Annotated in this window: 11 protein-coding genes and 2 pseudogenes; 4 read left to right on the plus strand and 9 right to left on the minus strand. The window is 48.9% G+C overall.

Annotated elements, in window-relative coordinates:
* Positions 1-527: 527 nt before the first annotated feature.
* The 5 genes and pseudogenes from NZD89_RS08410 to NZD89_RS08435 all read right to left on the minus strand — a co-directional run.
* Positions 528-1,889, minus strand: a complete 1,362-nt coding sequence (locus NZD89_RS08410; protein WP_268007278.1) for an APC family permease — start codon at positions 1,887-1,889, stop codon at positions 528-530.
* Positions 1,890-2,033: 144 nt separating this feature from the next.
* Positions 2,034-2,612 (minus strand): annotated as a pseudogene (locus tag NZD89_RS08415) (IS1634 family transposase); the annotation flags it as partial.
* A gap of 132 nt (positions 2,613-2,744) precedes the next feature.
* Positions 2,745-3,485 carry an IS21-like element helper ATPase IstB gene (istB, locus tag NZD89_RS08420; RefSeq protein ID WP_268004193.1) on the minus strand — a complete coding sequence of 247 codons (741 nt, stop codon included), beginning with the start codon at positions 3,483-3,485 and terminating at the stop codon, positions 2,745-2,747.
* Positions 3,472-4,962 carry an IS21 family transposase gene (gene istA, locus NZD89_RS08425; RefSeq protein WP_268005360.1) on the minus strand — a complete coding sequence of 497 codons (1,491 nt, stop codon included), beginning with the start codon at positions 4,960-4,962 and terminating at the stop codon, positions 3,472-3,474. The genes istB and istA overlap by 14 nt, the downstream gene beginning before the upstream one ends.
* Before the next feature lie 187 nt (positions 4,963-5,149).
* Positions 5,150-6,237 (minus strand): annotated as a pseudogene (locus NZD89_RS08435) (IS1634 family transposase); the annotation flags it as partial.
* A gap of 535 nt (positions 6,238-6,772) precedes the next feature.
* Here NZD89_RS08435 and NZD89_RS08440 point away from each other — a divergent pair.
* From NZD89_RS08440 to NZD89_RS08455, 4 genes are all read left to right on the plus strand, one after another.
* Positions 6,773-7,309 carry a DNA translocase FtsK gene (locus NZD89_RS08440; protein WP_268007280.1) on the plus strand — a complete coding sequence of 179 codons (537 nt, stop codon included), beginning with the start codon at positions 6,773-6,775 and terminating at the stop codon, positions 7,307-7,309.
* 565 nt (positions 7,310-7,874) lie between these two features.
* Complete coding sequence (locus NZD89_RS08445) at positions 7,875-9,353, plus strand: transposase (protein ID WP_268004976.1); 1,479 nt, start codon at positions 7,875-7,877, stop codon at positions 9,351-9,353.
* Between the two features lie 210 nt (positions 9,354-9,563).
* On the plus strand, positions 9,564-10,955 hold the full coding sequence (locus tag NZD89_RS08450) for an IS1182 family transposase (protein WP_431308595.1): 1,392 nt from the start codon (positions 9,564-9,566) through the stop codon (positions 10,953-10,955).
* A gap of 187 nt (positions 10,956-11,142) precedes the next feature.
* Positions 11,143-11,394 (plus strand): VOC family protein, encoded by a 252-nt coding sequence (locus NZD89_RS08455; RefSeq protein ID WP_268007282.1) that lies wholly within the window; start codon positions 11,143-11,145, stop codon positions 11,392-11,394.
* A gap of 74 nt (positions 11,395-11,468) precedes the next feature.
* Here NZD89_RS08455 and NZD89_RS08460 read toward each other — a convergent pair whose 3' ends face one another.
* The 4 genes from NZD89_RS08460 to NZD89_RS08475 are packed head-to-tail and all read right to left on the minus strand — an operon-like array spanning position 11,469 to position 15,182.
* A complete protein-coding gene (locus NZD89_RS08460) occupies positions 11,469-12,494 on the minus strand; it encodes an ABC transporter ATP-binding protein (protein WP_268007283.1) in 1,026 nt (341 codons plus the stop codon).
* A complete protein-coding gene (locus tag NZD89_RS08465; RefSeq protein WP_268007284.1) occupies positions 12,491-13,288 on the minus strand; it encodes a sulfate ABC transporter permease subunit in 798 nt (265 codons plus the stop codon). The genes NZD89_RS08460 and NZD89_RS08465 overlap by 4 nt, the downstream gene beginning before the upstream one ends.
* Entirely contained in the window at positions 13,263-14,132 is an 870-nt protein-coding gene (cysT, locus tag NZD89_RS08470; RefSeq protein WP_268007285.1) for a sulfate ABC transporter permease subunit CysT, read from the minus strand. The genes NZD89_RS08465 and cysT overlap by 26 nt, the downstream gene beginning before the upstream one ends.
* Positions 14,133-15,182: a sulfate ABC transporter substrate-binding protein gene (locus tag NZD89_RS08475; RefSeq protein WP_268007286.1), complete on the minus strand. Its 1,050-nt coding sequence runs from the start codon at positions 15,180-15,182 to the stop codon at positions 14,133-14,135.
* Positions 15,183-15,234 lie beyond the last annotated feature (52 nt).

Genomic DNA, 15,234 nt, shown 5'->3' on the forward strand with positions numbered 1-15,234 from the left:
CCGAGGGAGCTAACACGGGATAACATCGGGTAAAACAAAACATAAAATTGAAATAGTTCCTCACAAGTATACGACGATCCATTGCGACATGAAGACTGTTATATATTGTTGGTGAAAAGGGAGCAAGCATCCATCCACCTGGACGTATGGACGGATACCCCGATCAAGCTCCCTATCTTATTAATAGGACCACGGATTATGTCTATATTCAGACCATCATGCCCTGACCTGACGGTGCTGAAAACTCCCCATACAACGCACACAGCCACCCCGCGTGTGGGTGACTGTTCGCTAACACTGGATTAGAAATGGGACCGCCAAGTATATGCCATATCTGAATATTGAAAAGTACTTTACTGTGCCTTTATGTATCGGTAAAAGTGATGTCTGCTCAGTCCAGTTATCGTGGTGGACGAGTACCGTTGAACAGTGCCGCAAACAGTCGTTTTTGGTACTGTTCTTCTTGAACTAAATCCTCCACGAGGGAGTTCAATATCAGTTGAATCCCTCCCGGCAGAAAGCGAAATTCATTTAGCGATTTCCAAGATTTTCGGCTTATCTTTCAATCCCTTTGTTGAAATTGCGAGAACGATTATCCCAACGACAAACCATCCGATGCCAAAATAGAACGTCGTGTGCGAAAAATTGAGCCAAACATACAAAAGTACACTAAAACCAATCAAGGGCATGAGAAGGTGACTAAACCATTTTCCGGTACGTTTTTTGAAGAAGAAGTAAATAACGACGGTTAAATTGAGCGCCATAAATGCTGTGAGGGCACCAAAGTTGACCAGTGAGCTGAGCGTGTTAATGGATGATAAGCAGCTAACCACAATCGATACCACAGCAACTAAGAGCGTCGAGACATAAGGTGTTTTGTATTTGCCGTGTACCTTCGACAGGATGGATGGAAGCATTTTGTCGCGTCCCATACTGAAGAGAAGCCGCGAAATAGCAGCTTGTGCGGCCAACGCGTTAGCAATGCCCCATGCGATAACCGTGATGACTAAGCACCATAACTTCAACCATGTTCCACCGACACGTTCGGCAATAAAATAGAATGCAACGTTCGGGTCAGGGAAATGGTTGAAATCTGGATACGCGACTGCGGCCAGGTACGTCATCACCATGAATAATACCGCGACGACAACGAGTGCCCACACCGTGGCACGCCCTACGGTTTTGCGACCACCCTTCGTTTCCTCAGACAACGTACTAATTCCGTCGAATCCAAGGAAACTTAACACGGCTACTGAGGTTGCTGCACCGACCATACTAAGACTGAAGCCGTGTGAACTGTAAATCGGCGCGATGGTGAAAGACGTTCCGCCTTTGTGTGCTGCAACGTATGCGAAGGCCATAATTCCAAACAGAATGAAGGTTAAGATTTCGATAGCCAATATTATCCAGTTCGCTCTATTCGTCATCTGTACACCCAAGATATTGATGAACGTATTAATGGCGACAAACACGATAATCCAAACCCACGTTGGAACGCCCGGAACAAGCTCGGCTAACCATGAGGCCGAAACCAAGTAGAGTAAGGAAGGAATTAGAATATAGTCAAGCAAGATCATCCAACCGGCGATAAATCCGACATAAGGATTCCAGCCACGTTGCACGTAAGAATATGCCGAGCCAGCGATGGGGAACGCCTCGGACATCCGCGAGTAACTAAAAGCTGTAAACACCATTCCGACAAGTCCAATGAAATACGCCAATACAACCATCCCGTTCGCGGTCTGTACAACCTGGCCGTAGATACCCATCGGGGCAATGGGAACCATGAAAATAAGTCCATAAACGAGCAAATCCCAAACAGATAGGGACCGCTTTAACTCCTGCTTGTACCCATAATTCTCTAAGTTGGATTGCGTTTGGATAGACACCTAGTTCCCCTCCTCCTAACAGATGCGTTTGAATATTATAAATCTGTTTATTTAAACTCGGCTTCGACAGTCGTAGATACACGAAATCCCGAAACCCGTTGGTGCTTCTAGGGTTTCGGGACTGTGGATAACTTCGTGTGGTGCCTACAGCGTATCTGTGGATATGTCCGAGAACAACGGTGGATGTTCGTAACCCAGCGCTTTCAGGATTTGTGCCTGCTCCGGGGTTACTTCTGTTCGCTGCCGGACTCTGCCGCTACCAGCTTTGTAGGTTACAAGGTGCATCTCGTTCATGACAGAACGGATCTCTCGCCATGTGTGGCTAGTTCGGTTCTCTGCCACCCGAACCAAAAGTAACGAGAGCCAGCACAGTAGTACATGTGCCCGAATCCGCTCATTCTTCCTGTGGTACATCGGGCGCAATTCCATGGTCTGTTTCAGAGAACGGAATGCCGCCTCAACCTGCCAGAGCTGCTTGTATCCAAGGGCCACATCTTCCGCGGACAGTGTGTCGTCTGAGGTTCGGATCAGATACTTTCCGTCCAGTCGTTCCATCGCCTTAACCGCCTGGTGGTCAACTGTGAGATTGCCACGCTTGTCCGACTTCAAGTAACGCTTGAAGGTCGGGTGACTTTGCAATCGACAGTGCGCCTTGGTGTGTGCGTCGTTATCCAACTCCTTGAGTCGTGCGAGCTCTGCTTCCAGGGCCTTGAGGTGTGTTTTGTCAAGAAGATTTCCCTGGTTTTATCATCACTTTTTCCTTGGTGTAATCATCGATTTTTCCCTGGTGTGATCAACTAAAATCCCCTGGTATTATCACGAGAATTCCCTGGTGTATTTCCAGTTCTGTTTGGGTCATTTTTGCCGCATCAATGCGTGTTTTAGTCGGTAGCTTTCTCCCTCAAACACAACAAGTTGTCCATGGTGCGCCAGACGGTCAATCATTGCAGCAGCCATCTGGTCATCCGTGAAAATACCGCCCCATTTGGAGAACTCCAGATTCGTGGTGATCACCAAACTTCGTCTCTCGTAACTAGCTGCAACCACTTGAAATAATAGCTGCGCCTCTTCACGGTCCATCGGAAGGTAACCCCACTCATCAATGACCACAAGCTGAGCCTTTTCTAGTTCCTTCATTATGCGTTCTAAAGATCCAGCGCGTTTGCTCTCGCTCAGTCGTGTCACCAGGGATGCTGCGGTGAAAAACCTCGTAACAATTCCCATCTCACACGCTTTCGTTCCTAAGGCAATGGCAAGGTGTGTCTTACCAGTGCCGACAGGACCATACAGAACGAGGTTCTTTTTCTCCTGGACAAACTGACACGAAGTCAGTTCATCCAGGGACAAGGTAGAGGGCAGGCGAAGTGAACTGAATTCGTACCCCTCCAGCGTTTTTCGTACAGGGAACGCAGCTCGTTGAAATAAACGAATTCTCCGCTGACGCTCGCGGTGCTCCAATTCCTCCCGGAACACCTTATGTAGAAACTCCTCCTGTCTTGGCGTAGCTTCTAAATCGCATAACCGTACCGCATTCTGACTCAGGATTAATTGTCGGCAGTATTGTGAGATTTCTAGTCGTATCTCACTGCGGTCCATGCACTTCACCTCCGAATGCGGGTAGTAAAACATCATACTGGCTCATGTCGGGTCCAGGCTCCCCTGGCGTATCCAGACCGTAGTGAGCAATCCGAGCCGCAACAACTGCTGCATTGACCTCAATGCCTTGTGTGCGTTTGCGAACAATTGCTTCCTGTATCGAAGTCACCGCAACGTCCAAGCCATATTGGTTAGACAAATCCTTCATGAGGCGTAACGCTTGCCGTAACCCACTCTTGTCCTGCTCATCCATGTAATCACGAACCTCGTAGGACATTTGGCTACGCATCAGGCTGTTTCGCCATGCTCCTGGTTTTACAATCAATTGATCTAGCATCGTTAACCAGTCGACTGTGTCTGTCCGCTCTGTACCGAACTCCCTTTCGTGGCGAGAGATAACGTCACCCGCTTCATCAAGTGGTTCAATGAAATGTGCGCCGATCCGGACAATAATCTCCCGGTCTGCATACAGCGGCGAGGAAGAATAAGTGTGCTTGCCATCAAGTATGAACTTGCCATAGCCGTTGGTCTTTACATGCCCATATCGGCAAGATTCAAACGGCGCGTTTGGGAGTGCTCGCATGGCTTCCTTGTCCTTCTCAAACAACTCGCAGATAGGTACTCCTTTCTTGTAGTGCTCGCGGCTATTATCCAAATCGCATAGTTCGAATAATTCAGTGTTCCACTCATGCAATGACACTTTGGATGGTAGGGGAACCATGTAATTTCTCCGAGCGTAACCAACCTTGTTCTCCACATTTCCTTTTTCATGACCGCTATTCGGATTGCAGAATGTAATCTCAAATCCGAAATGGGCTTGGAATCGCTTAAACAACTGTGTAAGGCGAACTAGCTCTCCAATTCGCCTGCCGGCTGCTGTGGCATTGTCAATCACAAGTCGTGACGGAACACCCTCAATATGATAAAAGACGTCCATTAATCCTTGGCATAAGCATTCAGCAGTTTCACCGAGAAAGCACTGAACAAATCCTGCATTGCTATGCGGGAAAGATACCACCAGATACTTCGTAACGCGTCGCACGCCGTTTACAATCACATCACATTCACCAAAATCAGCCTGAGCCTCTCCAGGATGCCACTGAAGTTCAAGATAGCCCTTCTTACTAAGGTGCTGGCGTTGACGAAATGCGGTCACGTATCGGTTCACGGTCGGGTACGAACAGTTGAACTCCGGAAACTTTTTCACGAGTCGGTCATATACTCGCTTCCCCGTATGACGTTGCTTGTACCGATTTTTAGCATCTTGAAGAAGCCATGCATCAATGGTTGGTTTGTAGGGATCCAACTTGGATGGCTTAGACACTGGCACAGGCAGCCTTGGGGAGAAGTCCTCCTGCTTCATGTATTTCCGAACGGTCTTGGGATCTAGCCCCAATTCCTTTGCAATCTGATACGCTCCTTTCTCTTGGAGTTGCAGTTCCTTGATCCGGTGAATCTGCTCCATACTCATCGTCATCCTTTCTCCTCCTCGCATTTCTACAAAGAGGATTGTAAGAAGCAAATGACACAATTAGGAGAGATACACCAGGGAAATTTCCAGATCAGATCAGGGATTTCCTGATGACATCAGCAAGGATTTCTTAATGATTAGATCAGGGAATTTCTGATGATCGAAACCTCCATTTTTATTTGACCATACACACCTTGAGGTGTGCCTCGCGCCGAAACGCATCTCGGCGAGCTTCATCTGGGTTGCGAACGAGCACATATCGGACCCGTGCCTCACCGTCTCCTACGACGATTTCCTTTATTTCAAGGTTATCCCGTATCGTTTTAAATCGCCCAGGACGAGACATGGCATCTTCGACTGTCTGCTTCCCAGAGGTCATCTTCTCTCCAGCAATGTAATGCCCTCCGGCTTTCTGGAGTTCACGTAAATTGTCCTCCGAGCTGAACCCACGGTCGACGACCGTAACGACGCGTCCGAGACGCCAGCCAATGAGGTCCTTCTTCACTTCTGGAATGACGGTCATGTCTGACGTGTTCCTGGCCATACCCAACACCGCACAGGGATGCCGTCTCGGGTCACTGCAAAACCAATTACGACCTGCGGTAAGTCCGGCCGGTGGTCCTTGGAGTAGCCGGGTTGCTTCAGACTGTCTTCTTCCGGCTCGTCATCCATTTCAAAGTAGCTTGACGTGGTGTCAAAGAACAGTAAGTCGACTTCCAGGTTCAACAAGTCGGCGACAGTCTCGAACACTTCTCTCTGGATGTCTACGTCCGATTCAATCAGGAAATCCATTGCACGGTACCCCTGGTGGACCTCAAAGTTCTCAACACCGGGGAGTGCGATGTCTCGCTTCACCCAGTCCTCCATGCCAAGCTTGCTCGAGGGGTCCAAGGCTCGATTGGCGACCATCGCAAAGATGGCCCGCTCTATCGGGGCTTCATATTTGCGCTGTGCCAGACGCTTGGATATGGCTTGACCCACGCCAAGTTCATGCCACAACGAGTCGACGATATAAGCGGTGCCAAACGTTTTGCTATCGAGCAGACTCAACTGCACGCTATCCTTGGGCTCCGACGCAACGGGTTCATCACCAAGGAATCGTGAGATGCTCGCGGCAAGCCTCTTCAATCCATCCATGTCCACTTCATCTTCACGCCCGAAGTGGTAGAGGACTTTCGCTTGGGGATTGCCGGTCTTGGGATTGCGTTCATTATGGGCAAGCTGCACGTAGGACGTGACAGAACCGTTTTTATTTTTTCGTGATATCCGCCGTATGTACATGTCTACATTTTAAAATCATATGTTCTACGAAGTCAACTACTGTGGATAACAATACTAGTTATCCACAGAAATTCGCATGTCTACAACTTTTCGTAAAAATGCCTACATAAAATAACCGGAATTCCGCGCCGTTACGGGATTCCGGTTATCCACAAATGCTTATAAACGGGTTGTAACTGTCGAACCCGAGTTAAAGTATTATACATTTTAGAATGTTCTCTGGATATACAGGTTTAGAGGGAATAAAAGGTTCGCATCATAGGGTGGGACAACGTAAGTCAATTCCCGCTGCTGGGGAGTGGAAAGACGGATTATGTTGCTCTCAAGGCTTTGCTTTGAGTCAATAGTTATGGATAGAAATGTTTTACGGATGCCGTGGTATGTATGGTGAGTCAACTTCACCAACCCTTTTTTGATCCTGTACTGGAATCGGGCCTGTATTTTGTTTCTAAGGCGTTTTAAAGGTATTCCGGTACATATTGTATCTGGATTGTTTTACATTACGTCAGAAACGAATTTTTTGAGGTGAATGCACTTGGACAATAAAGCGGATGAGATAGTGAAAACTGCAGCTCAAATTGAGGGTACAATGCAGATATATGGAGTTAATGTCAAAGTTGTTGAGGCTGAACGTGCTAAAGACCATGTTCGATATTTTGTCCGTCCCTCTTCCGGAGTTAAAGTAGCTCGAATGCTGGAATTGAAGGATGATCTATCTCTTGTGATCGCTGCACGTCAGATTCAAATGGAGCCTGTACCCGAAAAGTCATGTGTTGCTGTCGATGTTTATTCGGTTGAGAAACACATCTGGCTTGATCGCGAAGAAATCCCACGTTCCGAATATCTTCCTCAAAATGCAGCTAAGATACAGAAAAATATTGATTCCTTAGCGACCACACGGGCAATTTTTTCTCATGAGTTAGATGAATGGGATTACAGCTTTACCCTAATTCGGGAGGCAGTAAAACAGGGCTATGAGGTACGGATAAAGAAGGTACAGGACCGAGATAGCGAGCATGTGGATATCAAATTGTTTGATCTGAGAAAGTCCCCGATGGATTGGTTTGAATAATATCTCCCTTCGGTCAAATTTACTCAGCATGTAAAGTTCATTGATTGGTTAGACATCAAGGAAGATGAAGAGAACCCCCTATGTTTGAAGCTCCGGTGCGAATATTGGTCGCATTTGGTTTTTGTAGGGGGCTTTTGGAGGATTGTGAAATTCGCTAAGTATTCAGGAGAAAAGTGGTCAAAGGGTGAGGTGAAATCTCGAATATTATATAGACGAGTTAGGTGAGAACTTGAAGCAATTGTTTTCGGATCCTAGGAGCGTGTCCGAGTAATCCCTGAAGTATTTTGTAAAAGGAAATTTCCGGATCAATAACGAAGTCCCCTGTATTGGTAATAGCCTCTCGGCATTCGGTTTTCGCTGACTCCTCAATGGTTCTGTCCTTCAGGAAGTGTGCATTTGCCCCCATGTTCGTCTAGTCCACTTGACAAATTAAAATTGGAAATGCGGCGCCGTTGTGCGAAGAAAACATGGTGTTTACACCAAAAATACTTGACTTTTCAAAATCACCCCAACAATCCCCGAGAAGAGCTTTTCCGCTCTATCTCATCGGAATTGGGGTTGCGTTATGTTACCAATGATCAGGTCTCATGAGCAGTATCAATCGTTCGTTCAGCAACAACTTCGTATTCACTACACCAATGGGTCACTTCTGTTTGTCGCCAAAGACTGGTCCCTTGTGAAGAAGTTCTGGATTACTGACCTCTCTGACACGTTTAACTTACTGCGAGACACTTTCTCGTGTCGTGGTCCAAAATCCATTGACCCTGCCGACTTACTCCGTTCATACCTGCTCATGGTCCAGGTCGGAGAACCATCTATCACAGAATGGGTAAATCAATTACGGCGCTGCCCGCTGTATGCCATCCTCAGCGGCTTTGAGTACGGTCAAACGCCAGGTGTCGGTACATTCTACGGCTTTTTCCACCGACTGTGGTCTCACGGTTCTGTAAACCTTTCACCCAAGCGCAGACTCAACCGAAAGAAGATCAAAGGTGGTAAGAAAGGACAAAAGGCACCAACCAAAGCGTACAGCAAAATCGCGAACCTAATGGCTCAGCTGCAGAAGCGTTCCAGCGCCAAAGCCCAACCTTTCGACGTTCTGCTCAGATTGTTTCAGCACCAATTTCTTGCTATCTCTGCAAAGTCGGGCTTGTTAGGTAACACCCATGCGCTGTCTATTGCCAGCGATGGAATGCCACTTCAAACAGCAGCCCAAGTTCGCAGTAAACGACTTTGCAACTGTCGAGAGCTCGGTATTGAGCCATGCAGGTGCTATCGTATCTACTCCCAACCCGACTGTGACATGGGCTGGGATAGTTATCGAAACAAATACTTCTTTGGCTATCATCTCTATACGTTTGTTGCTGCGGATAGTCCCTACGACCTGCCACTGTACCCTCGGCTTCAACGAGCGTCACGCCATGATGCGACCTCCTGGGTGGTCAGTACCCGCGAGTTCCTTGAACGCTTTCGTGAGTACACCTGGGACAAAGCCATTTTAGACGCGGCTCATGATGCATTGCCGATCTACGAATATCTTCATGCACGACAGATTAAGCCGTTCATTGATTTAAATCTACGGAGTACGGGAAGCAAGGGTGTTCGAAAGGATGACATCACGTTTTCCCCAGCTGGGGTTCCGTTCTGCAAGAAGGGGCTGGAGATGAAAGATCGTGGCTACGACTATACACGCGGACGCCGTAAATACTACTGCCCACTTGTTGTCAAAGGCGTGGTGACTTGTGATACGCCCTGTTCCGATTCACCTTACGGAAGATGCGTACACACCTATACCAAGCACAATCCTCGCTTGTTTCCACCCGTCGCCCGCAACAGCGACGAGTGGAACAATGTCTACAAACGCAGAACCACCTGCGAACGCAGCAACAAGCGAGTCAAAGAGGATTTTCTCCTCGAAGCTGCCAAGCACCGCAGTACCATGATGTGGACCGTCCGCATCTATGGCATCGCCATGTGCCAACACATGGACGCCTGGTACCAAGAGAGTAATCTCGACCCGAGATCGATGCTCTTGTCAGCTTAAGAATATCCCAATCATACCATCTTCAGTGATGACTTTTTTAAAACCGAATCGTCATCGCTCTGTTTGCTATACCCTTCTTCAAGAAACATGCATGATGCCGCATGGATTCTGCCGTTTTCCAGTTGATTACTGGGAGAATTCCTGGTTCATCCCACTTTTCTGTACTGCAATACCGAGAGTCTATGGTATTCACAGTGGAGGCTTCGAATCTTGGGAAAAAAGTTTCGTGACTACGACCCGAACCAACTCATTCTACTACCACCGGGGTTAAATGAATGGCTACCTGACGGCCACCTGGCGAACTTTGTCAGTGATGTGGTCGATCATATCGATATCTCCATCATTACAAAACAGTACGAACAAGAACTGCGAGGTTTTCCCCCGTACCACCCGGCAATGTTATTGAAGATTCTGGTTTACGCATATTGCACAGGCATGTACTCTTCCAGAAAGATCGCAAAGGCCTGTCAGGATGTAGTGGCGTTCCGAGTCCTGTCCGCAAATCAGTTCCCGGATTTCCGGACAATCAGTGATTTTCGGAAACGCCATTTGGTCACCTTCAAAGAACTTTTCTTGGAAGTCTTGAAGATTGCCCAACATGCAGGGATGGTTAAGCTCGGGCATGTATCGCTGGATGGCAGCAAGATTCGGGCAAACGCATCCAAACATAAAGCGATGAGTTACGAGCGGATGAAGCAGCAAGAGCAACGACTCCGCCAAGAAATCGCCGAGCTTACGCAGCAGGCTGAACGCACCGACCATAGTGAAGATAAAAAGTACGGTAACACCATGGGCGATGAACTCCCTGAAGAGTTAGCCCGTAGAGAGACCCGGTTGGCAAAAATTCAGGAAGCAATGTCCTCTCTGGAGAAAGAGGCCAAGGAAAGAGTGGAACAACAGCAACAGAAAGACGAACAACAAGACAAGAAGGACGATGACAACGGCCCCACCAACCAGACAGGCGCCAGGAAACGCGGTCGTCCACGCAAGGAGAGTCATCTCGCAGGTGTTCCGGAGGACAAGGCTCAACGCAACTTCACGGATCCGGAATCTCGCATTATGAAATCGAAAGACGGCTTTATCCAAGCATACAATGTGCAGGCTGTCGTCGATGAAGAGTACCAAATCATTGTTGCAACAGATGTTATAGACCACACAAATGACCACGGTGTCCTGCGTACAATGGTCGAAATGACGGCGGAGAATACGAAAGCGACGATGCACAAAATCTCATGTGATGCTGGCTACTTTGCCGAAGACGACGTGACATGGCTTCAAGAGAAAGAAATTGACCCATACATCGCAACAGGTCGTCAAAAGCACAATGAAGTGCCTGAGTCACCGAGAGGACGAATACCGAAACACTACACCATTAAGCAACGTATGACTCGGAAACTAAAAACAAAGAAGGGCCGTGCCGTCTACGCGAGACGCAAGGCTATCGTAGAGCCTGTGTACGGTCAAATTAAGGGTTGTCGACGATTCGACCAATTCTCACTTCGAAGCCTTGAGAAGGTCAGAGGAGAATGGTCGTTAGTTACCATGTGCCATAATCTGCTTAAGATATTCAAATACGGTCATATAAACTGGGCAACGTGCTAAAGATGGTGCTTAACCGACCAGTCCCCGTCTAATGAAGTAAGTGCCCATGGGGAAAGTCACCCATAGTCGAATAAAATATGGAACTGAACTCAAATGCAGAAAGTCTAAGCCGCAATACTCGGACACGCTCCTAGTCGAGGATAACGCCCCTGTGGGTACGGTGTATCGCGTCGGGAGGAGGATTTGGATGCATTTTCATGCAACCAGGCTCTTGGTCAGCAATTTTCGTGAAAGCCTCGAATTTTACAGGGACGTTTTGGACTTTAAAGGATGGCACAACGATGAAATGGAGTACGCATACTTTGAAAAACAACAGTTGGCACTGTTTGCACGAGAGAGAATGCCTGCTGCCCTAGCCAGAGTTGCTACCCCGCCGTCATCGCAATTCGTGCTTCAATTTGAAGTCGACGACGTCGACGAGGTGTCATCAAATTTTTAGGATTAAGTGATATAGTGCCACCGGACAGCCCCTTTCAGTGTCGCCGATGAATTGAAAAAGCGAACATGTCGAGGTTAGAAAATCCGGTAGTTGCGAATCTCGAGGGCGACCAAATCCCCCACCTGTACAACCGGATCATGATTCGACGGGACATAGGCGTGAATCGCATGATTCCCTGCCAAACGGATCTCGAGGTCATAGTGTGTACCCTTGAAGAGCGATCGAACAACGGTTCCAATTGCGTTGTCTTCAGTTTGCGGTGACCGGATTTCAATATCCGTTGGCCTGATTACGACGTGGACCTCTGAAGCTTCAGGCCGACCTTCTACAGGGAGTTGAACGGGGCCTATCGAAACGGTCCCATGCTGAACTGTTCCTGTAAATCGATTGGCCTCTCCGACGAAACCTGCTACAAAGAGGTTTGATGGTGTTTCGTAAACCTCCTTTGGCGTTCCGAACTGCTCAATGTGCCCCTGATTCATCACCAATACTCGGTCTGCGACCTCAAGTGCTTCCTCCTGGTCGTGCGTGACGAAAATACTCGTGATCCCGACTTCGTCATGGACTTGCCGAATCCACTTTCTTAGTTCACGCCGAACTTGTGAATCGATGGCCGAAAAAGGTTCGTCCAATAACAGTACGCTCGGATTCGGTGCAAGAGCTCTCGCCAAAGCCACTCTTTGAGCTTGCCCTCCGGACAATTCCCGTGGGTAGCGACGCTCCAATCCACCTAATCGAACTAGGCTCAGCATTTCCCTAACACGTTTGTGCACCTGGTCTGATGGGAGCTTCTGTACCCGCAAACCAAATGCGATATTGTCAAATACGGTCATATGTTTAAACAAGGAATAGTTCTGAAAGACAAACCCAACTCCTCGTAACTGGGGGGATACGCCGTCCACCGATTCTCCCCTGATTCTCACTTCTCCAGAGGTCTGGCGTTCTAATCCCGCGATGATGCGCAACAGTGTGGTCTTTCCGCTTCCACTGGGCCCCAAAAAGCCGATCATTTCACCATTTTCAATGGAAAAGCTAACGCCGCGCAGTGCCCCATGCGTTCCGGTAAAATTTTTCACCACGTCTTTCACTTCTATCGTCAACGCGAATCACTCCCTTGTTTCCTCTTTGTCAGTTGAAGCAGGATTAGCGTCAGAAACGAACCAGCCGCTAAGATGAGGGAGACGGCATACGCGGCTCCCATCTCGTTATCCGCAGTCGCTTGATAGACGTAGAGGGTGGCAGATTGGGTGACCATGATGACGCTTCCGGAAACGACCAGTACCGCGCCGAATTCACCTAAGGATCTCGATATCGTCAACATCACGCCATACATTAAACTCCATTTGATTTCGGGGAACGTGACTTTCCAAAACGTAACCCATGGTCCTGCGCCAAGAGTAAAGGCGGCTTCCTCCTCGCCGATCCCGGTTTGCATCAGATGCGGGACGAGCTCGCGTATGACAAACGGGAATGTGACGAAGAGTGTGGCTGCGACCATCCCAGGCATCGCAAATATAAATTTGATGTTTGCATGTTGCAGCATCCCACCGATGAACGTATTTGGACCATACGTGACCACCAGAGCCAAACCTGCGATGACCGGGGAGACGGCGAACGGCAAATCGACAATCACATTGAACACTTTCCATCCCACGCCCTTGCGTGCGATTTGAAGCGCCACGAGTACGCCGAAAATGGTATTGATGACGACGGTACATAGCGTGATTTCAGCGGTCAGTTTGAGGGAAAACAACGCCTCTGGTGCGGTCAACTCTTTCGCGAACGAGCTGACTCCGTGTTGCAAGGCGCCCGCTACAATGCCTGCCACGGGAAGAATGATCAGCACGAGAAACCAGATGTAAGTGATACTAAAGAGTGACATTCGGCGTATCATGGATATCCCTCCCTCGATTGAGGGGCTTTGAGAAGAGCGATCTCACAACGCCTCTCTGTCTGTAGTGAAGCAGGTAGAACTGGTACAAGAGAGCGAGAAGGGCCACCGCTATTAGCACGACTGAAACCGCCGCAGCGCCTTGTTGATCATCGTTTTCGAGCAACCCGTAGAGATAGACAGCCGCGACTTCCGTGTGCATGGGCTTGTTCCCAGCTACCATGACAACTGCACCGAATTCCGCCAGTGCTCTACTAAAACTGAGTGAGAACCCCGTAAGCACACCAGGCAAAATGGTCGGAAATACAATCGAGCGAAACACCCTGAAGGGGCGTGCACCCAGAGTGGCCGCCGCCTCCTGCATTCCGCGGTCCATGTCGCTGAGTAACGGTTGGACCGAACGCACCGTATACGGGAAGGTGACAAAGACCATCGCGATGACAATCGCCACAGGAGAGTAGGTCAGATGAATGCCGTGACGGAGAAACCACATTCCAATTGGAGAGGTTGGTCCGTAAAGAAAAATGAGCATCAATCCGCTGACGGTCGTTGGAATGGAAAAAGGGAGGTCCACGATTGCGTTCAGTACGGTTTTGCCCGGTATTTCTTTCTCAAACATGTGCGCGACGAACGTACCGGCGATCACGTTGATGATGGCTGCCACCAATGCAGTTTCGACCGTTAGTTCAAATGCCGAAAGCGCCATGGGGCCGGTGACGGAGCGTAGGAACGCGCTCCACCCGTTTGAAAAGGCCTGCTGAAAGATAGCTCCAATTGGTAGCACGATGAGCAATAGCAGGTATCCCGAGAAACTCGTGAATGCCAAATGGCGAAGTTTGATACGCATTTATTTGGACTCCAGGACAGTGTTCCAAATGCCGTTTGTCGAATAAAGGTCCGCGTTAATCTTGTTCCATCCGCCCAACTGTGCCACGGTGAATAGATCTTTAGGCGTCTTGTAAAGCGCGTCCGCTTTTGTCTTCAAGGCTGCGTCTACTGGCCGGAAACCTGCGTTCATGTAGATTTGCTGAGCCGTCGCACCCTCCAACCACTGTACGAATGCCTCCGCCACCTGACGGTCGCCATGTTTATCCACGTTCTTGTCGACGACGGCGATCGGGTTCTCGATGAGCATAGTGGAACTCGGGATCACTTCGTCGAATGTCTTTAGGTGGTTGCTTTGCTCTAAAATCTCATTTTCGTAACTTACGACTGCGTCCCCCGTCCCGCTTGTGAACGTGGTCATCGATGCCTCACCGGACTTGTCGAGGACATCGACATTCTTAACGATCTTTTCCAGCAGCGATTCTGCATTTTTAGCACCGCTGCTTCGGGACGTCGCATAGTAGATGGCATTGATATCCCACTTTGCTCCTCCGGAGGTGGAGGGGTTGGGGAGATCGACGACGACGCCTGGTTTTGCGAGGTCGGACCAGGTGGTGATATGTTTGGGATTTCCACTTCTTACACCGATGGCCACAATCGAGTCCGTCACCATACCTCCAGTAGGACCGGATTTCCAATTGTGCGTGATCAGCCCTGCCTGTTGAATCTTATTGATGTCGTCCTCTAGAGACAGGGCCGCGACGTCCACCGGCAGCCCGCTGGTGATAGCCCGGGCCTCAGCACCATCAGCATCAAAGGAAGCATTGAAAGTCACGGTCTGACCAGTCCTAGCCTTCCAGTACTTCTCGAATGCCGGAAACAACTCATTCTCATACACATTTTTCGTAACGCTGTAAGATCCGAAGTAAAGTGTGACCGGTTTCGTCGATGACGATGCCCCAGTATTGTTCGCATGGCCATTCGTAGAAGAGCCTGATGAGCTCTGTGTGCCGCAGGCCACAAGCCCTAAACTCGCCAACAAGACAGATCCGGCGACGGCTATTTTATTCATACGGGTACCCCTCCAAATATACCGACTATACAACTGAGAATTGTAGGTTTTG

The organism is Alicyclobacillus fastidiosus (genome assembly GCF_026651875.1).
In the GTDB taxonomy this organism is placed as follows: domain Bacteria; phylum Bacillota; class Bacilli; order Alicyclobacillales; family Alicyclobacillaceae; genus Alicyclobacillus; species Alicyclobacillus fastidiosus.

Coding starts and splice junctions, on each gene's coding strand:
- istB (WP_268004193.1), bottom strand. CDS start 3,485: ATGGACCGCAGTGAGATACGACTAGAAATCTCACAATACTGCCGACAA.
- cysT (WP_268007285.1), bottom strand. CDS start 14,132: ATGCGTATCAAACTTCGCCATTTGGCATTCACGAGTTTCTCGGGATAC.
- NZD89_RS08445 (WP_268004976.1), top strand. CDS start 7,875: ATGTTACCAATGATCAGGTCTCATGAGCAGTATCAATCGTTCGTTCAG.
- NZD89_RS08475 (WP_268007286.1), bottom strand. CDS start 15,182: ATGAATAAAATAGCCGTCGCCGGATCTGTCTTGTTGGCGAGTTTAGGG.
- NZD89_RS08465 (WP_268007284.1), bottom strand. CDS start 13,288: ATGATACGCCGAATGTCACTCTTTAGTATCACTTACATCTGGTTTCTC.
- istA (WP_268005360.1), bottom strand. CDS start 4,962: ATGACGATGAGTATGGAGCAGATTCACCGGATCAAGGAACTGCAACTC.
- NZD89_RS08455 (WP_268007282.1), top strand. CDS start 11,143: ATGCATTTTCATGCAACCAGGCTCTTGGTCAGCAATTTTCGTGAAAGC.